Raw genomic sequence first — 22,678 nt, forward strand, 5'->3', positions numbered from 1 at the left:
GGTGGTGCTCAGCGGGTGACGACCGCCGACGCCTCTCGGTGTAGAGCCTCGGCCAGGGCGGAAGGCCCTGCGTCGCTGAAGATCACTGCACGCAGCCGGTCCGCAACGCCCTGGAGCCCGAACGCGGCGAGGCCGTCGGCCTTGTCGCCGATGTCGTCGACCGAGAGCGGGTGTTCCGCGGTCCCGAGGCTGTCGACGACCATGGCGGTGCGGACGGCACCGTCGACCGTGGTGAGCCGCACCGCGGACGCGAAGTGATCGGGGTAGTAGCGCTTCTCCAGCTCCGGGTCGAGCCGGAACCTCACCCGGTCCGCGATCGACGTGATCGCCCGGTCGGCGAGAAAGGCCTCGCCGTAGGCGTCGTAGCGGCTCGGCCCGTACGCCAGGGTCGCACCGACGATGTAGGGGCAGCTGTACTGGGCCGCCATCGGAGACTCCGCGCGACCCATGTGTTGCTCCTCCACCAGCCTCGGCCCTGCGATCTCGATGTCGGCGATCTGCTCGACCGGCAGAGTGAAGCCGGCGGTGGCCTCGCGGAGCGCATCGATGGTCGAGTGGAACAGGCGGCAGCACGAGTACGGCTTGAGCGCCAGCTCGTGGATCCGGAGCCCACGACCCAGGTTCGGCTCACGCAGCGGTCCGGCGAAGGAGGCCGCCACTCCGTAGGTCCCCTCGATCGCAGCCCGGGGCGCCGTGACGCCCGGCAGTGCGCTGAAGTCCGCGGCCCGGATCCCGTTGTGCGCCCCCAGGCCCGCGTGCACGCGTTTGATCTCGCCGCCCGTCGGCTCGACGGAGAACTGCATCGAACCCGACGGCATCGACAGCGCGTGGCCCCAGGCGGTCACCACCGCATCAGGATCCACCGAGCGGTCCCGGCGCAGGGCGCGCAACGCCAGCGTCGTGACGGCTGCGCCGAACGCGCCGTACAACGCCGTCGGATGGAACCCTCTGTGCACGGCCGACATTCCGCCCGATGCCTCGCCGAGCAGCGTCATCGCCTCGTACCCCGCCGCGAGCGCCTGCAGGAAGTGGGCCGGACGCACCGTCGGGCCGGGCTCGGCGGCGACCGCGAGGGCGGTGGCGACGAGCGGCGCCCCGGGGTGGCTCGCGGTGCCGTTGTGCGTGTCGTCGAGTTCGTAGCCGTGCGCGGCGGTTCCGTGCACGAGCGCGGCGATCGACGCCTCCGTCGTCCACGAACGGCCGAGTACCGCGCTTGTCCCCGACCCGGCGAATCTCTCCGTCCACGCGGCGATGTCACGCGTGACGGGTCGAGTCGCGCCCCACAGCGTGACGATGAGGTTGTCGAGCAGCAGGCGGCGCAGTGCCTCGACGTCGAGGTCGTCGAGGTCGCGCGCGGCGACCGCGGCGACGTGGGCGGCCACGCGGGCCGTGATCGTGCTGGTCATGTCTTCTCCGGTCCGAGTCGCCGGGGTCAGGAATGCGTGGTGCCGCCGAGCTCCGCCCAGTCCTCGGGGTCGTGGAGCACCCAGATCCGGGCCTGCGTGCTCGCGGCGATCTGCTTGATCCGCTGGATCGATACGACGGCCTCGTGCGCGTTGTAGTCGACGGGACACGGGCACTCGTACTGCACGCCGGATCGCAGATGGACGGTGTCGCCCGTGATCAGGAACTTCTGGCTGGGCAGCTCGACCAGCATGCTGATCTCGCCCGGTGTGTGGCCCGGAGTCTGGTACAGGACGATGCTGCCGTCGCCGAACAGGTCGACGTCCTCGCGGAGGGGGTTCCAGGAGAACGCACGAGTCTTCTCGAAATCCGCGGCGCGGTAGAAGCCGCGGAACGGCGGGTCCGGCCAGAACGCGTAGCGGATGTCCACCTCGGACATGTAGAACTGCGCATCGGGGAACAGGTACATCCCGCCGGTGTGGTCGAAGTGCGAGTGCGAGATCACCACGTGCGTGACATCGGAGAGCTGGAAGCCGGCCTTGTTGATCTGCTTGACAAGGGTGTTCTGCGGCGGGCAGTCGAGGGAGAAGACGTCCACGAGGTCGCCGTACACGGAGCGCGGGTCGTCCCAGGTCTCGGGAACCAGCCCGGTGTCGAACAGGATGAGGCCGCGCTCGTGTTCGATGAGGAAGGTGGGGATGGGCACGCTCAGCGGGCCGTGCGTCCCCATCGTGATGAGGCCGGAGTCGAGCGTGATGACGGCGCCGTCGAGAGGGTGGAGCTTGATCGCGGGCATGGCTTTTCCTTCGGTGGGACGGGTTAGTGAGGGAATGACTGAACGGATGTCAGGAGAGGTGCTCGAGCGCTTCGGCGGTGACGCCGAACGAGGTGGTCTCGACGAACGCGTCGAACCCCTCAAGGCCGGCCTCGCGGCCGATCCCGCTGCGTTTGACGCCGCCGAACGGGGCGTGGAAACCGATGCCCGCGCCGTTGATGTCGACGCCGCCGGTACGGATTCGCTGGGCGACCGCGAAGGCGTGGTCGAGGTCGGCGCTGTACACGGCTCCGGACAGGCCGTACGCCGAGTCGTTCGCGATGTCTATCGCCTCGTCCTCGTCATCAGCTGTGAGCACGCAGATCACCGGGCCGAAGATCTCCTCCTGCGCGATCACCATGTCGCTGCGGACGTCGGCGAACACCGTCGGCTGCACGAACTGGCCGGCCGGACGATCGGCGGGGCGCCCACCGCCGACGGTGACTCGCGCACCTTCGGCGCGCCCCTGCGCGATGTAGGTCTCGACGCGATCGCGCTGCCGGGCACTGACCAGCGGACCGATCTCGGTGTCAGGGTCCGCCGGGTCGCCGACACGCAGGTCACCGACCATCGCGGTGAGCGCGTCGACCACCTCGGCGTATCGGCGCCGAGTCGCGATGATCCTCGTCTTGCCGACGCAGGCCTGCCCGTTGTAGCGGAACGAGGCGCCCCGCAGTGACGTGACGGCCGCATCGAGATCCGCGTCGTCGAGGATGATGGCGGCGGACTTGCCGCCGAGTTCCAGAGTGACCCTGCGCAGATCATTGCCGCACGCCGATGCGATCCGTCGTCCTGCGGTGGTGGAACCGGTGAACGAAACCTTGTCCACGCCGGGATGGGTGACGAGGTGTTCGCCCGCAGCCCGATCCGCGGCGACGATGTTCAGCACGCCAGGAGGGAGTCCCGCCTCCGCGGCCGCACGAGCGAGGAAGTGGGCGCTGAGCGGGGACTCCGGAGCCGGCTTGAGCACGACGGTGCACCCGGCGACCAGTGCCGGCGCGAGCTTGAGCATCGCGACCGCGACCGGGGAGTTCCACGGGACGATCGCGGCGACGACACCAACCGGTCGGCGCAGGACGACGGCGTTGCCGGTACGACCGGAGCGGGTGTAGCGCCACGGATACTGCTCGGCGAGTTCGAGATTGATATCGAGGAGCGCTGTCGACGCTCCCACCTGAGCGGCACGCGTCTGGGTGATCGGACACCCCATCTCGGTCGTCACGGTGACGGCGATCTGCTCGCCGTGACCGGCCAGCCGATCCCGGAAACCCCGAATCAGGGCCGCGCGTTCCGCGACGGACATACGGGGCCACGGACCGCGATCGAACGCATCGCGTGCCGCGGCGACCGCGGCGTCCATGTCCGACGGTGCACCGAGGGCGACGCGGGCGATCGTCTCGTCGGTCGTCGGGGAGACGACATCCACCGTCTCGGCGGACGCCGCCGGTCGCCACGCGCCTCCGATGTAGAAACGGTCAGTGTTGTCCTGCCACATTTTTCGCCTCGGTCCTCGCGCTGGAACGGCGCTCACGTCACTGTTGTTCCGGTGTGAGCGGGGTCTCACTTCAGTGTCGAGCGCGAGGATCGGTCGGTCAATTGGCGAAGGGGAAATGTGGATTCGGCACGCGTGAAACGTCGCGCGAGGAACCCGAGGTCGTCACGCGGGCGGGTCGACGAACAGGTCGTAGTCGATCGGGTCCGCGCCGCCGTAGGGCCTCAGGTCCGTGACGCCCGCACCGCGCACGAGCTCGGCGTCGAGGAAGCACCGCCCGGTCACGGAGAGCGGCTGCGCCAGCAGTACCGCCGCGGCGTCCGCCATGATCTGCGGATGCCGTGCGTGGGCGGTGGCCTCGTCGCCGCCGAGCAGGTTCTGCACGGCGGCCGTCGCGATCGTCGTCTCCGGCCACAGGCAGTTCGCCGCGATCCCGAGATCCGCGAACTCCGCCGCGAATCCCATGGTGAGCAGCGACATCCCGTACTTGCCCAGCATGTACGCCGGGTAGCGGCCCAGCCAGTCCGGGGACAGGTTCAGCGGCGGCGACAGCGTGATCACCCGGCCACCGTCGGCCCGCTCGAGATGCGGCAGACACGCCTTCGTCAGCGCGAACGTGCCGCGGGTGTTCACCTGCTGTGTGAGGTCGTAGCGCTTCATCGTGATCTCCGCCGTGGGGATGGTGCTCAACACGCTGGCGTTGTTGATGCACACGTCGATCCCACCGAACCGGTCCACCGCCGTCGCCACCAGCCGGGCGATGTCCTCATCGGAGCGCAGGTCGCCGACCACGCCGACGGCGGCGCCGTCACGCCCGGCGGCACCGTCGATCTCGGCGACCGCGGTGTGGATCGTGCCCGGCAACCGGGGATCGGGATCGTCGGTCTTGGCCAGGAGCACGATGTTCGCGCCGCGCTCGGCGAGGGCGACCGCGATCGCCAGGCCGATACCGCGGCTACCGCCGGACATGACGACCGTACGGCCCGCGAAGGCCCCGGGCCCCGGTGCGGGGATGAGGGAGGCTGGCATGGGATTCCTTCCGTCGCGCGTGCTCTCCTTCCCACGCTAGGGTCCCGACGGTGCCGTGCCCATGTCCCGCGGGGACCGAAACTGCGTCGTCCGTTGTCCGCCGCGACGAAGGACTCAGCGCCAGTTCGGCCCCGTGATCGTCGGGAAGCGGCGGCACAGCAACAGCGCGATCTCCACGTCGAGGCGGCCGTCCTCGAGCGGGCGACCCCGGCGCTCGATGGCCTTGCGTACCCGGTACTTCACCGTGTTGGTGTGCAGGTGCAGCAGCGGCGCCGCCGCGGTGAAGCTGGAACCGGCCTCGAGGAAGACCTGCAGTGAATGCCGCAGGTGCGCATCCGATTCCGTGGGCTCGGCGAGCGGCCCGAGCACCTCGCGCACCCAGACGTCCGCCGTCGAGAGATCGCCCCCGAGCATAGCGGCGATGACGACGCCGACGTCGCCGCTGGCGACCGTCACCCTGTCCTCTCCCGGTGCGCGCACCGCGACCGCGCGGGCGTGCTCGGCCAACTCGTGCGAGCGCACGAAGCCCGCCACCCCACTGCGGGGAGCGCCGATCGCGAGTGACGGCGCCTGCTCATCGGATGCGCCGAGGGCGCGCAGAGTCTCCACGGCACCGTCGGCCGTCCTGGCGGACAGCGGGATCCAGCCCCAAGCGGTCTGCCGATCGTGCGCCATGAACAGGGGCGCGGACGCCGCTCCGACCTGCTTCGCAGCGAGGTGCAGGAAGCGCTCCATGCCGATCAGCTCGCCGCGCTCGAGCTCCGGCTTCGGGTACCACATGATGACCGCGAGGCTGCGCTCCCGCAGCGGATAGCGCAGCGCACCGCTGAGCTCGTCGACGCTTCGGGAATCCGTACTGCCGGACAGGATCCTGCGGATCTGATCGCCACGGATCCGCTCCCGGCTCTCCCGCCAGCGGTCCAGTTCCCGCCGGTAGACCTCGACGACCTGCTCGGAGATCCAGTCGATGTACTGCGAGGTCGCAGTGAAGGTGGCCTCGAAGACCTCCAGTGCGGTGTCGGAATCCAGACCGCCCGCCCGCACCTCCGCGAAGACCAGGCGCAGCAACTCCTGCTGACCCAGTCGATACGCCCGGACCAGGGCATTGGGCGTCACATCGTGCTGCGCGAGACGGCGCGCGTACTCGACGGCCGCTACCGGGGCGGTCACACCCGCGACGTCGATCCCGTGCCGGATGGCGGCGAAGATCGTGACGATGTTGCCCTCGACGCTGGCCCGCAACAGCTCCACCAGCTGGGTGTCGCCCCGCAGCTCGGGAATCTGCGCCAGGATCACGTCCCGGACCGCGTCGGTGACCTCGGCGACGCGGGGCTCCATCCGCACGATCACCGCCGACGCGGCGGACGCGACGCCCTCAGTACCCGACATGGGCCCGAGCGTAGCCACCGCCGCCCACCCGGACGGCGCGATCAGCGAAACCCGTCGTTGTTCGTCGGGGACAACGCGCGCGGGAAGGTTGGGCCTCGCGGACGATGTGACGTCGGTCACGTGGGCCTAGATTTCTTCCCATCAGCAGCCACGCCACGACTCCGGAAGGCCACCCCATGCACTTCGCACTCCTGCCCGCGCACCGCGCCCGCACCGCACCGTCGGCGCCCGCGATCGCGGACGACCGCCGGAGCCTGGACAACGCGGAGTTCGACCAGTTCATCGAGCGTGCGGCCGCGGCCCTCGCCGATCGCCGCGTCGGCCGTGGCGATGTGATCGCGGTGCTGCTGCCGAACACCGCGGATCTCATCGTCACCCTGTTCGCGGCGTGGCGGCTCGGCGCGGCCGTCACGCCGATCAACCCCGCGCTCACGGCCGACTAGGTGCGGTACCAGGTGACCGACGCGGGCTCGTCGGTGTTGGTCACCGACAACCACCGCGGCGACGATCTCGGCGCCCCGCTCCTCCTCACCCACGATCTGGACGGGGCCCGCACCGCCCCCTCCGTCGCCGCGCACGACGACCTCGCCCTGCTGATCTACACCTCGGGCACCACCGGCCGCCCGAAGGGGGTGCGCCTCGACCACGCAAACCTGAGCGCTCAATGCGACTCCGTGGTCGCGGCGCTGGGCCTCACACCGGCGGATCACAGCCTGCTGATCCTGCCGCTGTTCCATGCGAACGGGATCATCGCCGGGACCCTCTCGCCGCTGCTGGCGGGCGGCCGGACGACGGTGGCTGGCCGGTTCCGCCCGGACGCCTTCTTCCCACAGGTCGAGCAGGTGCGGCCCACCTACTTCTCCGCGGTGCCCACGATCTACCAGATGCTCGCGGATCTCCCCGCCGACGTGCGACCGGACACCTCGTCGATCCGCTTCGGCGTCTGCGGCGCGGCTCCGGCCAGCGTCGAGCTGCTGGCGAAGGTGGAGCGGCGCTTCGGTTTCCCGCTGGTGGAGGGCTACGGCCTCTCGGAGTGCACGTGCGTCGCCACGGTCAACCCGTTCGACGGGGTCCGCAAGCCCGGCACCGTCGGTCCCGCGATCCCCGGCGTCACCGTCCGGGTGCTGGGCCCCGACGGTGCCGAGTTGCCCGCCGGCGAGCCCGGCGACGTGGTGATCGAGGGACCGAACGTGATGCGCGGTTATCTGCATCGTCCCGAGGACACGGCGTCCACGCTCGTGGACGGCCGGCTCCGCACCGGCGACATCGGCTTCCTCGACGAGGACGGCTATCTCACCCTCGTCGACCGCGCGAAGGACATCATCATCCGGGGTGGGGAGAACCTCTACCCCAAGGAGATCGAGTCCGTGATCTACCAGTTGCCCCGGGTCGCCGAGGCGGCCGTCGTGGGCCGGCCGGACCCGAGGTTCGGCGAGGTACCCGTCCTGTTCGTCGCGCTCACCGACGGTCCCGCGCTCGATCCGGACGCCATCCTCACGCACGCCGCCACCCGGCTGGCGAAATACAAACTGCCCGTGGAGATCACGATTCTCCCGAGCCTCCCCAAGAACGCCGTCGGCAAGCTCGACAAACCGACCCTGCGGGGCCACATCACTCCCCCGGTCACGGCGTCCTAGTCACATCACTTCACTCCACGCACCATCTGAACAAGGAGAGTCATCATGGGATTCAAGGATCCGGTGTTCCCGGCAGTGGAACCCGAGGAATTCCTCCAGCGCCCTCTCATGGAGCGCATCCGCGTCCTCAGCACCCAGTGGGCCGAGTTCGGTTTCGGCACCCCGTACATGATCCACGTGATCTACGTCGTCAAGCTGTTCGTCTTCTACGGCCTGGGCGGCGTTGCCCTCGCGACGCTGACCTCGGGCACGCAGCCCTTCGCCCTCGGCGAGTGGTGGAACCAGCCGATCGTGTACCAGAAGCTCGTCCTGTGGACGGTGCTGCTCGAGGCCATCGGCGTCGCCGGATCGTGGGGTCCGCTCGCCGGCAAGGCGAAGCCCATGACCGGCGGAATCCTGTTCTGGGCCAAGCCCGGAACCATCCGCCTCCGCCCCTGGAAGTGGATGCCCGGCACCAACGGCGACCGCCGCACCGTCTTCGACGTGCTCGTGTACCTGGCCATGCTGGTCTCACTGCTGGTCGGCATCGCCCTGCCCGGAACCACCGACATCGGCGGCTTCACCACCGCGATGGCCACGCTGGGCATCGATCCCACTCACGGCCTGATGCAGCCCGCCGCCCTCGTCGCCCCGATCGTGCTGCTGGTCCTGATCGGCCTGCGGGACAAGACGATCTTCCTCGCCGCGCGCGGCGAGCAGTACCTCCCGCCGATGCTGGCCTTCGCGATTCTGCCGCTGCTGTTCGGCGACCACGGCTTCGAGAACATGATCATCGCGCTCAAGCTCGTCATCGGCGTGGTGTGGGTCGGCGCAGGCCTGTCCAAGTGCAACCACCACTTCACCATGGTCATCCCGCCCATGGTCTCCAACAGCCCGCTCGTGCCCGGCAGCTGGTTCAAGAAGCTGCAGTACAAGGACTTCTCGCAGGACATGCGTCCGTCCGGGCTCGCACGGTTCATGGCGCACGGACCCGGTGTGGTCGTTGAGATCATCGCCCCGCTGATCCTGCTGTTCTCGACCAACCGCACCGTGACCGTCGTGGCCGCCGTGTTCATGTGCCTCTACCACCTGTTCATCATCTCCACCTTCCCGCTCGCCGTGCCGCTGGAGTGGAACCTGCTGTTCGGCTACACCGCGATATTCCTGTTCATCGGCTTCCCCGCCGACAGCGGCTACGCCCTGTGGGACATGAACCCGGCCTGGCTGGCGATCGTCATCACCGCGGGCCTCGCCTTCTTCCCGATCCTCGGCAACTTCCGCCCGGACAAGGTCTCGTTCCTGCCCTCGATGCGCCAGTACGCCGGCAACTGGGCCACCGCGCTGTGGACCTTCACCCCGGGTGCGGAGGAGAAGCTCAACCGGGTGACCCGTTCGGCCCCGAATCAGATCGACCAGTTCATCGCCGCCGGGTACCCGCCGCTGTGGGCGGAGATCACCCTGCAGATGACGATCGGCTGGCGGTCGCTGCACAGCCAGGGCCGCGGTCTCTTCTCGGTACTGCTCGCCACCCTGCCCGACATCGACACCCGCACCGTCCGCGAGGCCGAGTTCCTCTGCAATTCGATCCTCGGCTTCAACTTCGGCGACGGACACATGCACAACGAGGAGATGATCCGCGCCGTGCAGGACGAGGCCCGCTTCGAGCCCGGCGAATGCGTCATCGTGTGGGTCGAATCCCAACCCGTGCATAAGAAGACACAGGCGTACAAGGTGATCGACGCCGCCCTCGGCGTCGTCGAGGAGGGCACCTGGAACGTGCACGAGGTCGCCGAGACCCAACCCTGGCTGCCCGACGGCCCCGCCCCGCACACCCCCACCTGGTCGACGATCCGCACCGGCCGCCCGGCGGTTCAGGCATGACCACCGCCACCGTCGTCGGTGCCGGCCCCAACGGCCTCGCCGCGGCGATCACCCTGGCTCGCGAGGGCGTCGAGGTCACGCTCCTCGAGGCGGCCGGCACCGTCGGCGGTGGCATCCGCTCCTTCGAGGGCATCGTCGAAGGCCTGATCCACGATCACTGCGCGGCCATGCATCCCATGGCCGTGGGCTCCCCCTTCCTGAACTCGCTGGACCTGGCCACGCACGGACTGCGCTGGCACGCCGCCGAGATCGACTGCGTGCAGCCGCTCGACGACGGCACGGCGGGGGTGCTGCGGCGCACCGTCGGCGATACGGCCGCCGGAATGGGCCCCGACGGTGCGCTGTGGCGGGCCCTGTTCGACAGCACCGTCCGGAACATCGACAAGGTGGGGCCCGCGATCCTCTCGCCCCTGCTCCGCGTCCCGAAGCACCCGATCCACCTGGCCCGGTTCGGGGCAGCGGCCCCGCTGCCCGCGTCGCTCCTGGCCCGCGCGTTCCGCACGCCGCAGGCGCGAGCCCTCTGGGGCGGCATCGCGGCCCACACCTTCCGGCCCCTGCACCAACCCATGACCTCCGCGATCGGCCTCGGCCTGCTGTCGGCCGGCCACGCCTACGGCTGGCAGGTCGCCGAGGGCGGGTCCGGCGCGATCGCCGCCGCGCTGACGGCCGAGCTACTGGCGCTGGGCGGCACCGTCGAGACCGAGGTTCGGGTGACCGCCCTGCGCGAGATGGAATCCAGCGATCTCGTGCTCTTCGATCTGGACCCCGCGCAGGTGGCGGGCATCGTCGGCGATGCGATGCCGGCACGGGTCCGCCGGGCGTTCGAGGGGTTCCGGCGCGGCCCCGGCGCGTTCAAGGTCGACTTCGCCGTCCACGGCGGCGTGCCCTGGACCAACCCGGAGGCCCGCCGGTCGAGCACCGTCCACCTCGGCGGCGACTTCGCCGAGACGGCGGCGACCGAGCGCGACATCGCCGCCGGGCGGATGCCCGATCGCCCGTTCGTGCTGGTCGGCCAGCAGTATCTCGCCGACCCCTCACGCAGCGCCGGCGACGTCCACCCCGTCTGGACCTACGCCCACGTCCCGAACGGCTACCCCGGCGACGCCACCGAAGCCATCATCACCCAGATCGAACGCTTCGCCCCCGGCTTCCGCGACCGCATCATCGGCACCGCCGTGTGCTCCACCACTGAGATGTCCCGCTACAACGCCAACTTCGTCGGCGGCGACATCAACACCGGATCCAAGGACCCGCTCCAGCTGATCTTCGGACCCCGGATCACCCTGCAGCCCTACGACCTCGGCGTCCCCGGCAGGTACATCTGCTCCGCCGCCACCCCACCCGGACCCGCCGCCCACGGCATGTGCGGGTACCACGCGGCTACCCGGGCACTGAAGAAACTGCGCAGCTAGGGGCGCGCGCCGGCCGGTCCGGCGAACACCGTCCGGCCCAGGGCCTGCCACACCAGCAGGACTGCGCCGAGGACGACCGCGACCGCGCCGGCCGGGACATCGAAGGGCCAGTAGAACACCGCGCCCACCACGACCATCGCGGCGCCCACGCCGACCGAGACCCGCAGGCTCTGCTTCGCCATCGGGATCATCTTCCGGCCGGTGGACCACAGGCTGATCGGGGTGCGGCGGAAGACCTCCGTCATCGCGACGGTGAAGAAGACCGTCACGACGAAGGTGCACACCGTGACGATCGGGGCGTACACGTCGAACCGGAAGCGCTGGATCGTGGGCGCAAGCTCCTGCAGGGCGAAGGCGTGCACGAGGAAGATGCCGAACGAGCGGTCCGAGGCCGTCTTGAGGAAGACGTCCCAGAACGAGCCCGCTGTGCGGTGATCCGACCAGTACGTGCCCGCGGCGTAGAGGGCGAGGATGATCATCACGAACATGACGGCCGCATAGGGGTGGAAGACGTTCGCGGCATCGGTCGGGAACATGCCGTCCATGCTGACCTTGGAGCCGTAGACGATCAGCGTCGCCATCACGACGCCGATCGCCACGGTGATCACCCGCCCGCGGTAGCGCACGACCACGTCACGGACGGCCTCGATGTGCATCGCCGCGACGCAGCCGAGCAACGTGAAGAACTGATACGGGAAGACCGTGGCGGGGAGGTGGTTCCACAGCTTGGCGAGCAGGCCGTAGTTGAACATCTCCGGCCGGGCGTTGCTCATGTAGTGCAGCAGGACCAGGTGGAAGACGAAGCTGACGGCCAGGATGTACCGGTGGTAGCCCATGGTCCAGCGGAGGAACTTCAGCAGCAGCGGGAAGATCAGGTACACCTGCATCGTCACGAAGACGAAGTAGAGGTGGTACCAGGCGTCGCCGGTGAGCAGGTCGTACCCGAGCACCTTGAGCGCCGCCTTCGTGGACTCCCAGGTCTCGAAGGTACGCCAGACGTTGGAGAACGCCGGCGGCCACATGACGTACATGTGGTAGAGCCAGTAGAAGACGGACCAGGTCACGAAGGGCAGGCCGACGGCCTTGTACCGGCGCCGCCAGAAATCCACCGCATCCAGCTTCCGGTCCCGGTACTGGTAGACCAGCACGAATCCGGTGAGCGCGAAGAACGCGTTGCGCGTGTAGTGGAAGATCGTCTGGACCGCGTTGGACGCCACGCTGAACGGGAACGTGGTGCCCGAGACGCAGTGATCGAAGATGACGCCCGCGAAGGTCACGATGCGCACGATGTCGAGCTCGTAGAGATGCCCGCCCTTGCGCTTCGGCGTCGCGGGGGGCACGGGCTCCGCTGCCGGCGTCGGCTCGACGCCGCGTTCGCTCATCGTCTGGTCCACACCCACTGATCAACAATCCCTACTACAGCACAGCAATACCTGGTCACAGGCCGCTTCGTACGGTAACCGGTGGCGCAGTGCCGCTCCAACTCCGGCGCACACCTCCCAGGAGACTGCCAGGACGACGGGCCACGACGCGCGGTGCGGCCGATTCGCGGCCCCGCGCGGGCATGTGGTTGCTCCTGAAAGCCATGCGCCCCACGCATGGCTGGGTTCGCACAGGTCAGGGGGTGTTTCTGACGGGAGAGCTATTCACTGTGCGAATACCCCTCCGTCTTCGGCCCGACGGTGCCCATCGTCCCGCTGCACCCCACCCGGCCCGGTGACGAGCACCGTCGGGCACGGCTCAGTTCGCGGTCCAGCCTCCGTCCATGGTGTACGACGCCCCGGTGACCATCGCGGCCCCGGGCGAGCAGAGCCAGGAGACCAGGCCGGCGACCTCGTCGGGCTCGATGAGGCGCTTGATCGCGGACCGGGCGAGGAAGACCTCGCCCAAGACCTGCTGCTCGGTGATGCCGTGGGCGGCCGCCTGCTCGGCGATCTGTGTCGCGACCAGCGCGGTGCGCACGTAGCCGGGGTTCACGCAGTTGCTGGTGACGCCGTGCTCGCCGCCCTCGAGCGCCGTGACCTTCGACAGCCCCTCGACGCCGTGCTTGGCGGCGACATAAGCCGCCTTGTACTTGGAGGCCCGCAGCCCGTGCACCGAGGACACGTGCACGATCCGGCCGGAGCCGCGCTCGTACATCGCCGGGAGCGCGGCGCGGGTCAGCAGGAAGGGCGCCTCGAGCATCAGCGCCATGATCCGGTGGAACCACGCCGGATCGAACTCCTCGATCGGCGCGACGTGCTGCACCCCGGCGTTGTTGACGAGCACGTCCACGTCGAGACGCAGGTCCGCGAGCGCGGCCGTGTCGGTCAGGTCCAGCTCGAGCGCGGAGCCGCCGATCTCCGCCGCCACCTGGGCGGCCGCGGCACCGTCGCGATCGACGACGGTGACGTGGGCACCGTCGGCGGCCAGCCGGCGCGCGACGGCCGCCCCGATCCCCGCGGCGCCGCCGGTGACGAGCGCCTTCACGCCTTGACCTGCAGGTCCGCGGCGGCGCGCTCGAGCATCTGGCGGTCCCGCGCGTCGACCTCGGAGAGACTGATGCCGCGGGTCTCGCGCACGAAGAAGACCGAGACGAACGTGATGACGCACGCCGCGGCGAGGTAGAACGCGATCGGCAGCGAGCTGTCGTAGGCCTTGAGCAGCTTGGTCGCGATGATCGGGGCGAGCGAGCCCGCCACGACCGCGGTGACCTGCGCGGCCAGGGAGACGCCCGAGTACCGCATCCGGGTGGGGAAGGCCTCGGCCATGATCGCGGGCTGCGGCGCGTACATCATCGCGTGGAAGACCAGGCCGATGGTGATCGCCGTGACCACCATGGCGTTGCTGCCCGTGTCGAACATGGGGAAGGCGAAGAAGCCCCAGGTCGCCGAGAGCGCCGCGCCCGCCCAGTAGACGGGGCGGCGGCCGACGCGGTCGGTGAGCGCGCCGAACATCGGCATCACGACGAAGTGCACCGCGTGCGCGATGAGCAGCCAGGTGAGGATGTGCGTGGTGCTCATCTTGACCACGAGCTTGAGGTACGTGATGGAGAAGGTCACCAGCAGGTAGTAGAAGATGTTCTCGCCGAACCGCAGGCCCATCGCCGAGAGCACGCCGCGCGGGTAGCGCTTGAGCACCTCGAGGACGCCGTAGGACACCGCCTTCTCGGCCTCGATCTCCTTCTGCGCCTCCTGGAACAGCGGCGACTCGTCGACCTGGGTGCGGATGTAGTAGCCGATCAGGACGATCACCGCCGACAGCCAGAACGCGATCCGCCAGCCCCACGCCAGGAAATCGGCATCGGACAGCACGCTGGTCAGGATGAGCAGGACGACGGTGGCGACGATGTTGCCGCCGGGGACGCCGGCCTGCGGCCACGACGCCCAGAAGCCGCGCGATCGGTTCGGGCTGTGCTCCCCGACGAGGAGCACGGCGCCGCCCCACTCGCCGCCGACCGCGAAGCCCTGCAGGAAGCGCAGCAGCACCAGCAGGGTCGGCGCCAGATAGCCGACCTGATCGAAGGTGGGCAGGCAGCCCATGAGGAAGGTGGCGGCGCCGACCAGCACGATCGAGACCTGCAGGAGCTTCTTGCGGCCGAACCGGTCGCCCAGGTGGCCGAACACGATGCCGCCGACGGGCCGCGCGGCGAAACCCACCGCGTAGGTGATGAAGGCGGCGATGATCTGGTCGTACGGGCTGCCGCCCTGCGGGAACATGATCTTGTTGAAGACCAGGGTCGCGGCCGTGCCGTACAGGAAGAACTCGTACCACTCGACGACCGTGCCGGCCATCGATGCCCCGACGATCTTGCGCAGCCCGGTGGGCCGCTCCAGGTCGGACTGCGCCATACCTACTCCTTGTGCGATGGGTCATAGCCGGACCGAGATGTGATCCATGCCATGTTTCACGAAGTATGTATGGATAAAATCGCAGACACAATGCCCACGATCGCCGATCGGATCTGCATCCATGCACATGTCCAACCCCAGCGCCGATGGGCTGCTCACCCTCCTCGCCGTCGCGCGGACCGGCCGCTACACCGCGGCGGCCGATGTCCTGGGCATCAATCACACCACCGCGTCGCGCCGGGTGGCCGCGCTGGAACAGACGCTCGGCGGGCCGCTGCTGGCCCGCGCCGCCTCCGGCTGGGAGCTCACCGACCTCGGCCGGACCGCGGTCGGGGCCGCCGAGCGGATCGAGGCCGTGCTGCACGGCCTGGACGCCGACACCGACCACGACCTGCACGGAAAGGTACGGATCGCCGCCACCGACGGGTTCAGCGCCCGCGTCGTGGCGCCCGCGATCGCGACACTGGGCCGGGCGCATCCGCGGCTGTCCGTCGACCTGCTGACCGTGACGCGCCGCGCACCGTCGACCCGCTCCGGCGTGGACATCGAGGTGGTGGTGGGCCGGCCCGAGACGTACCGGGTGGAGCCCGAACTCCTCGCGCCCTACCGGCTGGGCCTGTACGGCTCCCGCGACTACCTCGCCACCGACGGGACCCCCGAGCGGCCGCGCGACCTCGCCGGACGACCGCTGGTCTACTTCATCGACTCGATGCTCACGGTCGACGACCTCGACCTCGCGCGCGTGCTCGTCCCCGGCATGGCGGACCGGCTGAGCTCGACGAACGTGCTCGTGCACGTCGAGGCCACCTGCGCCGGGGCCGGTCTCGGCCTGCTCCCCTGCTTCCTCGCCGACGGCCGCCCCGACCTCGTGCGGGTGCTGCCCGACGAGGTGTCCGTCCGGCTCGAGTACTGGATGGTGGTGCGGCCCGAGGCGGCGCAGCGCCGCGAGGTGGCCGCGGTGGTCACGGCGCTGCGCGCCCAGGTCGGGTCGATGCGCGCCGCGCTGCTCGGCGAGGGATGACCGCCGGCCTCAGCGCAACTCGTCGAGCCGGACGTGCCCGTCCTGCAGGAGCCGCGCAGCGAGAGCCGTCTTGGTGGTCGCATGCCGCCCCGCGGCGACGTACTTGGCGCGGACCCGCGCCACGTGCTCGGCGACGGTGCACTCCGCGATGAACAGCTCCCGCGCCGCGGACGCCTTGCTCTCCGTGCACAGCCACGCCCGCAGCACCTCGACCTCCCGCTCGGTCAGCCAGACGGGCCCGGGCTCGTCCATCGTTCCCGTCATCATCACTGCGGTCATGACTCACCCCTGCCTCGCCGGATCCGGCGGATTCGCCACCGTCGACGCTAGCGACGGGACACCCCCGCCGAAAGCGGGTCCGTCCCGCCGGGGAAGACCCCCTCACCGTTACCCAAGGACAACGAAACAGTCCATCCGGCACGATCTTTCACTCGTCCACGACGGCCCCGCGAGGGCGGCGTATGTTTCTCCCATGACCGAATCGGACGCGGTCGTCGAACAGCCGGCGAACCGCGCGACGCACACCGTGGGCATCGTCGAGGATCACGCGCTGATCGTGCTCGGATTCGAGGCCAGCCTGGCCGCCGTCGACGACCTGGAGTTCGTCGGCCACGCACCGAGCGTGGCCGAACTGCTCGCCCGCGGCCGGCCCGACGTGGTGGTGCTCGACCTGCTCCTCGCCGACGGCACCGCGCCCGAGGCGAACATCGAGAAGCTGCACGCCGCCGGGGCCCGGGTCCTGGTGTACACGGGCAGTTTCGACACCGACCCCTACCTCGCGCGCCAGGCAGCCCGGTGCGGCGTCTGGGGCATCGTGCCGAAGACGGTGAGCGGGGCCGAGCTCGTGCAGGCCGTGCGGGACACCGCCGACGAACGCCCCGTCGTGACCACGGAGTGGGCCGCGGCGATCGACGGCGACCCCGACTTCTCCGACGTGGGACTGAGCCCGCAACAACGGGAGGTCCTCGCGCTGTACGCGTCGGGCGAGACCACCGCCCGCGTCGCCGAACTGACCGGGCTGTCCCCGAAGACCGTGGAGAGCTACATCGACCGGATCCGCGCCAAGTACGCCGTGCAAGGACGCCCCGCGGAGACCAAGCTGCACATGTACCAGCGGGCCGTCGAGGACGGCTTCCTGCAGGCGCCGCGCAGGCGGCGATGGCCGCGCTGACGACGCGGGCCGGCGGGGCCGCCCCGCCGACGGGGACCGAGGGTCCGGCGAGCGCCGACGAGCGACTGACCAGGGTGTTCGCCCGATTCATCGCCGCGGGCTACCTGTTCGACCTCGCGACCACGTTCCCGTCCGTGCTCGATGCGTGGCGCGTCGCGCCGCGGCTCACGGCGGTCACCGCGCCGGCGGTCTTCGGCACCGGCGTCGCGCTGCTGGTCGCGAGCTTCGCCCGGGACTACCGCCGGGCCGTCGGGCGCGCCGCCCTGATCGCGGGCGTCGCCTACCTCGCCGCGGTGCTGCTGTGGCTGATCGCCGACGCGATCAGCCCGCTCCAGCTGCCGGGGGATCACTTCCTCTACTACATCCCCGCGCTCGCCGCGATGGCCGTCGCGCTGCCCGCTCGCCCGGCGACGGCCGCCGGTTACGGCGTCGCGGTCGTGATCGGCACGGTGCTGCTCAACCATCGGGTGGGCGCCTCCCACGACCCGTACGTCCCGGCCCTGCTGTTCTCCCTGGTCTTCACCGCGGTGTTCCTCTCCGCATCCATCGTCGCGTGGCGCGCCGGGCGCCGGCTCGACCTCGCGCAGACCGAGGCGCTGGAGGCCACGGCCGCCGAGGCCTCGGCGCAGGCCCGCGGCGACGAGCAGCAGCGCTTCGCCGCCCTCGTCCACGACGACGTGATCGCGACGCTGCTCGCGGCCACCCGCATCGACGACGCCGCGGCGATCGCGCAGCACGCGCGCACCGTCCTCGTCGCCGTCGACGACTACGAGGGACCGAGCGACCGGGCGGACGCGACCGCGGGCGCGGCGGCAGCCGCACTCGGCGCCGCGGTCGGTCGCGGCGCACCCCACACCCGCTGGTCGGCGCGGGTCGACCCGGACGCCGGACGCGTACCGTCGGACGCGCTGACGGGGGCGATCGCCGCGACCGCGGAGGCACTGCGCAACGTGCAGCGGCACGCCGGGGCGGGCGCCCGCGCCACGGTGGACGCCGTCTTCGAGGAATCGGGCTTTCGCGTGGTCATCCGCGACGACGGGGTCGGATTCGACCCGCGCACCGTCGCCCCCGACCGGCTGGGCGTGGCGGGCAGCATCCTGGGCCGGATGCGCTCGATCCCCGGTGGCGCGGCCACCGTCGACGCGGCGCCGGGCGAGGGCACCGTCGTGACGGTCCGGTGGGCGCGATGACGGGCGACCAGGACGTCCGCGACATCATCGGCATGCGGCACCGGGGCGCGACCGCGCTGGCCTGGGCCCTCGTGGCGACCTTCGCCGTCCTCGCCTGGTATGCGCGCGCCGACCTGGATCCGGCGTGGCCGCAGGCCGTCGGCCTCGTCGGGCTCCTGCTCGGCGCGCTGGTGCTGGTCCGCGCCGCCGGCGATCCGTTGCCGTGGCGATGGACCGTCGTCGTCGCCGCGGGCGGGCCGGTCGCGGCGCTGAGCGTGTTCCCCTTCCTGCCCGCCGACTACTCCTTCGCCCTCACCACCTGGCCGATCGGCGCCGGCGCGGTCCTCACCTCCTACCTCGCGGTGCGCGGACGCGCGATCACGACCTGGGCGTCGGTCGCGCTGACGGCGGCCGTGGTGGCCTGGTGGGCCGTCGACCGCGGACACGGGGCGCTCGACGGGGTGCTGCGCTGCCTGCCGAGTGCGACGGTGACGCTGACCGCCACGTTCTTCGCCCTCACCCTCCGGCCGGTCGCGCGCTGGACCTTCCTGATGCGGGCCCGGACCAGGGAGCGCCGCGCAGCGGAGGCCGCGGCCGAGACCGCCCGGGAGGTGCGCGGCCGGCAGCGCGACTTCCTCGACCGGGAGGCACGCCCGATGCTCGAGCGCCTGGCGACCGGCGTCCCGCTGACGGCCGCGGAACGGATGGAGTGCCGCATCGTCGAGGCCCGGCTACGGGACTCCGTGCGCGCCCCCGGGCTGCTCTCACCCCGCATCGCCGACGCCGCGGACCGGGCCCGACGGCGGGGAGTCGACGTCGTGCTCCTCGACGACGGCGGCCTGCGGGACCTGGCGGCGCCGGTCGCCGACGCGATCCGCGACCGGATCGCCGACGCCGTCGACTCGCTCCCCGTCGGATCGGTGACGGCGCGCGCCGTCCCGCCGGGACGCGAGTTGGCGGCCACCGTCCTCCTGCGGGCGCCCGACGGGGCGACGACGCGGATCGAGCTACCCGTCTCCGCCTGACCCGCACGACGGGCGGGGATTCACCGATCCGCGCTAGACTGTCCGCTTGACCATGAGCGCATCGACTGCCGGGACAGGGCCCTCGTTCACCCCCGAGGACCTGATCGGATTCTTCGGGGGGCCGACCGTCCGGCGGGCGGGCGAGTACGTGGGCACGGGCCTCATCGGCGACCTGGAGTGGGACGACGAGAAGCACCTGGTGACCGGCGTCGTGGCCGGCACCCGGGAGTACGACACCAAGGTCTGGATCACGCCCGCGGGCGCCCGCTGGCGGCCCGTCCGCTCGCACTGCACCTGCCCCGTCGCGATGAACTGCAAGCACGGCGCGGCCCTGCTGCTCGAGCTCACCGCGGAGGACGTCGAGGACGGCGTCGTCGAGCAGCCGGACCCCTGGGAACGGCAGCTCGAGGCCCTGCTCCCCGACGCGCCCCGGGCCTCCGCGGCCGTGCTGCCCGTCGGGCTGCAGTTCGACGTCGACGAGCGCGGCGTGGTCTCCGGGCAGCGCCTGCAGGTGCGCCTCGCGACGCCCGGCATGCGCGAGGGCAGCTGGGTCGCCGGCGACGTGCGGTGGCGCACCATCGCGACGGCGCCGCGGGTCTCCCCCGCCCAGCGCGACGCACTCGCCCCGCTGGCGCAGCTCATCACGTGGTCGCTGTACGGCGTGGACGCGTGGGCCGACCTCGGCATGGTCGACACGCCGCTGCTGTGGGACCAACTCCGGGCGGTCCGCGACGCGGGCGTGCCCCTGCTGCTGAAGAAGGCGCGGGGCAGCGTGATCCTCGGCCCGCCGACGCGGCTCGGCCTGGTGGCGCGCTCCGCGGACGGGCACGTCGAGCTGGACCGCGAGGTCGACTTCGGCGACGGTCCGCGGCCCTTCACCGGCGGTCTGCTCGGCGCGCACCGCGCCCTCGGGGTGTTCCAGCAGGACGGCGACGTGCTGCGGCTCGCGCCGCTCGACCCTCCGCTCTCGGCCCACCACACGGGCGCGCTGCGCCGCTTCACGCCCGTGGTCGTTCCGGCCGCGGCCGTCCCGCAGCTGCGCGAGAAGTACCTGCCGTACCTGGCCGCGGTCGCGCCGGTCCGCGACCCGGACCGGCTGGTCGGCGAGGTCGAGGTACTCGGGCCGGAACTGCTCTGCACGGCGCGCTACTTCCCGGAGGCCGCCGAGCTCGAGGTCGACTGGAAGTGGCGGTACACCGTCGGCGGAGAGGTCCGGGACTACCCGCTCGGGCGCGAGCCGGCGGGCCTCGCGGACGCGGTCGGGCAGCAACGGATCACCCGCGCGATGGCGGTGTCGCTGCGGGAGGCCGCCGTCGGCGTCGACCACTCGCAGGGCTTCTACCGCGGCACCGAGGCCGCGGTGTGGCTGGCCGAGGTCGCGCCGGTGCTGCGGTCGGTGCCGGCGGTGATCGTCGAGGTCGTCGACGATCCCGGGTTCCGCTGGGCGGAGGGCTCGGCCTCGGTGTCCGTGCGCGTGCGCGGTGACTCCGAGGGCCCGTCCACGGACTGGTTCGACCTCGAGGTGGCCGTCGAGGTCGACGGCGAGGAGGTCCCCTTCCGGGACGTCTTCACCGCCGTCGCCGCGGGCCACGACACGCTCGTCACGCCCGGCGGCGTGCTCGCGCGGATCGACGGGGAGCGGTTCGACCGGCTCCGCGAACTCATCGGCGAAGCCCGGGACCTGCCCACCCGCGGCGCACGGCGCGCGGGTCGGGCGGCGGGGTCCGGGCCGGGTTCGGACCGGGACGGCCTACGGATCAGCCGGTTCCAGGCGGGCCTCGTCGACGACCTTGCCGACCTCGCCGACGGGGTCGAGTTCGACGGTGACTGGTCCCGCCGGGTCGGCGCCCTGACGGCGGGCGACCTCGCGCGGCAGGAGGCACCGTCGACCTTGATGGCCGAGCTGCGGCCGTACCAGCGGGACGGCCTGGACTGGCTGGCGTTCCTGTACGACAACGACTTCGGCGGCATCCTCGCCGACGACATGGGGCTGGGTAAGACGGTCCAGACGCTGGCGCTGATCTGCCGGGCGCACGAGACGGCGGGTCCCGCGCGACCCGGGCCGTTCCTGGTGGTCGCGCCGACCTCCGTGGTGAGCAACTGGGCGGCGGAGTGCAAACGGTTCGCGCCGCACCTGTCGGTGGCGGCGGTGTCCGAGACCTCGCGGAAGTCCGGGTCGTCGATCGCCGCGGTCGTCGCGGACGCCGATGTGGTGCTCACCTCGTACACGCTGCTCCGGCTGGACGCCGAGGAGTACGCGGGCGTGCGGTGGGCCGGTGTGATCCTCGACGAGGCGCAGTTCGTGAAGAACCCGCGGTCCAAGGCCTTCGCCGCGGTGACCACGCTCGACCGGCACTTCACCCTCGCGGTGACCGGCACTCCGATGGAGAACCACCTCGAGGAGCTGTGGGCGCTCACCGCGCTCACCGTGCCGGGGTTGTTCCCGGGGCGGTCGTGGTTCGCCGAGGAGTACCGGCGCCCCATCGAGCGGGGCGGCGACGACGACCGCCTCGCCCGGCTGCGCCGGCGCGTTCGGCCGTTCATGCTGCGCCGTACCAAGGACCTCGTCGCCAAGGACCTGCCGGAGAAGACGGAATCCGTGGTGCAGGTGGAACTCTCGGAGGAGCACCGGCACACCTACGACCGGATCCTCGCCGATCAGCGGGCGAAGCTGCTGGGGTTGCTCGACGACTTCGAGGGCAACCGGTTCGAGATCCTGCGGTCGCTGACGCTGCTACGCAGGCTCGCGCTCGACCCGTCGCTGATCGACGAGGAACTGGCGGTCGAGGACGTCGCCAAGCTCGACTTCCTGGTGGAGAAGCTGGACGAGCTCCTCGAGGAGAAGCACGCGGTGCTGGTGTTCAGCCAGTTCACCGGGTTCCTGCGCAAGGCCGCCGAGCGCCTCGACGAGGAGGGCGTGGAGTACGCGTACCTCGACGGGTCGACGACCGACCGGCCCGCGGCGATCTCGCGGTTCACCTCCGGTGAGGTCCAGGTGTTCCTGATCTCTTTGAAGGCCGGCGGATTCGGGCTCAACCTCGTGCAGGCGGACTACTGCTTCCTGCTGGACCCGTGGTGGAACCCCGCCGCCGAGGCGCAGGCCATCGACCGCGCGCACCGCATCGGACAGACCCGCAGCGTGATGGTCTACCGGCTGGTCTCCGCGGATACGATCGAGGACAAGGTGATGGCGCTCAAGGAGCGCAAGGCCGCGTTGTTCGAGTCCGTGGTCGGCGGCGAGGGCGGCTTCGACGCCCGGCTCGCCGAGTCCGACATCCGGGCGCTGTTCGAGGACTGAGGTTTCGGGCCGGGGCCGGGGCCGGGGCCGGGGCCGGGGCCGGGGCCGGGGCCGGGAGGTCTTCTTCCCGTCTGCGCCGGTGTCCATGCCGCCGGACGCGATACCGACCTCCTTGAAGGGGCCGTAG

At 70.9% G+C, this 22,678-nt stretch carries 16 protein-coding genes and 1 pseudogene; 8 read left to right on the top strand and 9 right to left on the bottom strand.

Going from position 1 to position 22,678, the window contains the following annotated elements:
* Positions 1–8: 8 nt before the first annotated feature.
* The 5 genes from ABZX10_RS12755 to ABZX10_RS12775 all read right to left on the bottom strand — a co-directional run bounded on the left by ABZX10_RS12755 (position 9) and on the right by ABZX10_RS12775 (position 6,128).
* Positions 9–1,406 (bottom strand): MmgE/PrpD family protein, encoded by a 1,398-nt coding sequence (locus ABZX10_RS12755; protein WP_355539762.1) that lies wholly within the window; start codon positions 1,404–1,406, stop codon positions 9–11.
* A gap of 26 nt (positions 1,407–1,432) precedes the next feature.
* Positions 1,433–2,200, bottom strand: coding sequence for an N-acyl homoserine lactonase family protein (locus ABZX10_RS12760; protein ID WP_355539765.1), 768 nt, complete (start codon positions 2,198–2,200; stop codon positions 1,433–1,435).
* 49 nt (positions 2,201–2,249) lie between these two features.
* Positions 2,250–3,713 (bottom strand): aldehyde dehydrogenase, encoded by a 1,464-nt coding sequence (locus ABZX10_RS12765; RefSeq protein WP_355539768.1) that lies wholly within the window; start codon positions 3,711–3,713, stop codon positions 2,250–2,252.
* 162 nt (positions 3,714–3,875) lie between these two features.
* A complete protein-coding gene (locus ABZX10_RS12770; protein ID WP_355539771.1) occupies positions 3,876–4,739 on the bottom strand; it encodes an SDR family oxidoreductase in 864 nt (287 codons plus the stop codon).
* Positions 4,740–4,853: 114 nt separating this feature from the next.
* Positions 4,854–6,128 (bottom strand): helix-turn-helix domain-containing protein, encoded by a 1,275-nt coding sequence (locus ABZX10_RS12775; RefSeq protein ID WP_355539774.1) that lies wholly within the window; start codon positions 6,126–6,128, stop codon positions 4,854–4,856.
* A 176-nt stretch (positions 6,129–6,304) separates the two neighbouring features.
* On the opposite strand from ABZX10_RS12775, the pseudogene ABZX10_RS12780 reads away from it, so the two are divergent.
* From ABZX10_RS12780 to ABZX10_RS12790, 3 genes and pseudogenes are all read left to right on the top strand, one after another.
* Positions 6,305–7,765, top strand: a pseudogene (locus ABZX10_RS12780) (AMP-binding protein).
* A 45-nt stretch (positions 7,766–7,810) separates the two neighbouring features.
* Positions 7,811–9,625 carry a DUF3556 domain-containing protein gene (locus tag ABZX10_RS12785; protein ID WP_355539777.1) on the top strand — a complete coding sequence of 605 codons (1,815 nt, stop codon included), beginning with the start codon at positions 7,811–7,813 and terminating at the stop codon, positions 9,623–9,625.
* Positions 9,622–11,037, top strand: coding sequence for an NAD(P)/FAD-dependent oxidoreductase (locus ABZX10_RS12790; protein WP_355539780.1), 1,416 nt, complete (start codon positions 9,622–9,624; stop codon positions 11,035–11,037). Before ABZX10_RS12785 ends, ABZX10_RS12790 begins: the two co-directional genes overlap by 4 nt.
* Here the strand turns inward: ABZX10_RS12790 and ABZX10_RS12795 are convergent.
* From ABZX10_RS12795 to ABZX10_RS12805, 3 genes are all read right to left on the bottom strand, one after another.
* Positions 11,034–12,419 carry an acyltransferase gene (locus ABZX10_RS12795; RefSeq protein WP_355539783.1) on the bottom strand — a complete coding sequence of 462 codons (1,386 nt, stop codon included), beginning with the start codon at positions 12,417–12,419 and terminating at the stop codon, positions 11,034–11,036. The two genes, ABZX10_RS12790 and ABZX10_RS12795, sit on opposite strands and share 4 nt — an antisense overlap.
* A 358-nt stretch (positions 12,420–12,777) precedes the next feature.
* Entirely contained in the window at positions 12,778–13,506 is a 729-nt protein-coding gene (locus ABZX10_RS12800; RefSeq protein WP_355539786.1) for a 3-hydroxybutyrate dehydrogenase, read from the bottom strand.
* Complete coding sequence (locus ABZX10_RS12805) at positions 13,503–14,867, bottom strand: MFS transporter (RefSeq protein ID WP_355539789.1); 1,365 nt, start codon at positions 14,865–14,867, stop codon at positions 13,503–13,505. The genes ABZX10_RS12800 and ABZX10_RS12805 overlap by 4 nt, the downstream gene beginning before the upstream one ends.
* Before the next feature lie 127 nt (positions 14,868–14,994).
* Here ABZX10_RS12805 and ABZX10_RS12810 point away from each other — a divergent pair, with 127 nt between their 5' ends.
* Entirely contained in the window at positions 14,995–15,888 is an 894-nt protein-coding gene (locus ABZX10_RS12810; RefSeq protein WP_355539825.1) for a LysR family transcriptional regulator, read from the top strand.
* Positions 15,889–15,897: 9 nt separating this feature from the next.
* Here ABZX10_RS12810 and ABZX10_RS12815 read toward each other — a convergent pair whose 3' ends face one another.
* Positions 15,898–16,167: a LuxR C-terminal-related transcriptional regulator gene (locus tag ABZX10_RS12815; RefSeq protein WP_355539792.1), complete on the bottom strand. Its 270-nt coding sequence runs from the start codon at positions 16,165–16,167 to the stop codon at positions 15,898–15,900.
* A 193-nt stretch (positions 16,168–16,360) separates the two neighbouring features.
* On the opposite strand from ABZX10_RS12815, the gene ABZX10_RS12820 reads away from it, so the two are divergent.
* The 4 genes from ABZX10_RS12820 to ABZX10_RS12835 are packed head-to-tail and all read left to right on the top strand — an operon-like array spanning position 16,361 to position 22,551.
* The gene (locus tag ABZX10_RS12820) at positions 16,361–17,059 is read left to right on the top strand and encodes a response regulator transcription factor (protein ID WP_355539795.1); all 699 of its coding nucleotides are present in this window, start codon (positions 16,361–16,363) and stop codon (positions 17,057–17,059) included.
* Positions 17,047–18,249, top strand: a complete 1,203-nt coding sequence (locus ABZX10_RS12825; protein ID WP_355539798.1) for a hypothetical protein — start codon at positions 17,047–17,049, stop codon at positions 18,247–18,249. Before ABZX10_RS12820 ends, ABZX10_RS12825 begins: the two co-directional genes overlap by 13 nt.
* Positions 18,246–19,253 (top strand): hypothetical protein, encoded by a 1,008-nt coding sequence (locus ABZX10_RS12830; RefSeq protein WP_355539801.1) that lies wholly within the window; start codon positions 18,246–18,248, stop codon positions 19,251–19,253. The genes ABZX10_RS12825 and ABZX10_RS12830 overlap by 4 nt, the downstream gene beginning before the upstream one ends.
* Before the next feature lie 52 nt (positions 19,254–19,305).
* Complete coding sequence (locus tag ABZX10_RS12835) at positions 19,306–22,551, top strand: DEAD/DEAH box helicase (RefSeq protein WP_355539804.1); 3,246 nt, start codon at positions 19,306–19,308, stop codon at positions 22,549–22,551.
* Positions 22,552–22,678: the final 127 nt, after the last annotated feature.

The sequence above is a fragment of the Tsukamurella sp. NPDC003166 genome (assembly GCF_040611135.1).
Lineage (GTDB): Bacteria > Actinomycetota > Actinomycetes > Mycobacteriales > Mycobacteriaceae > Tsukamurella.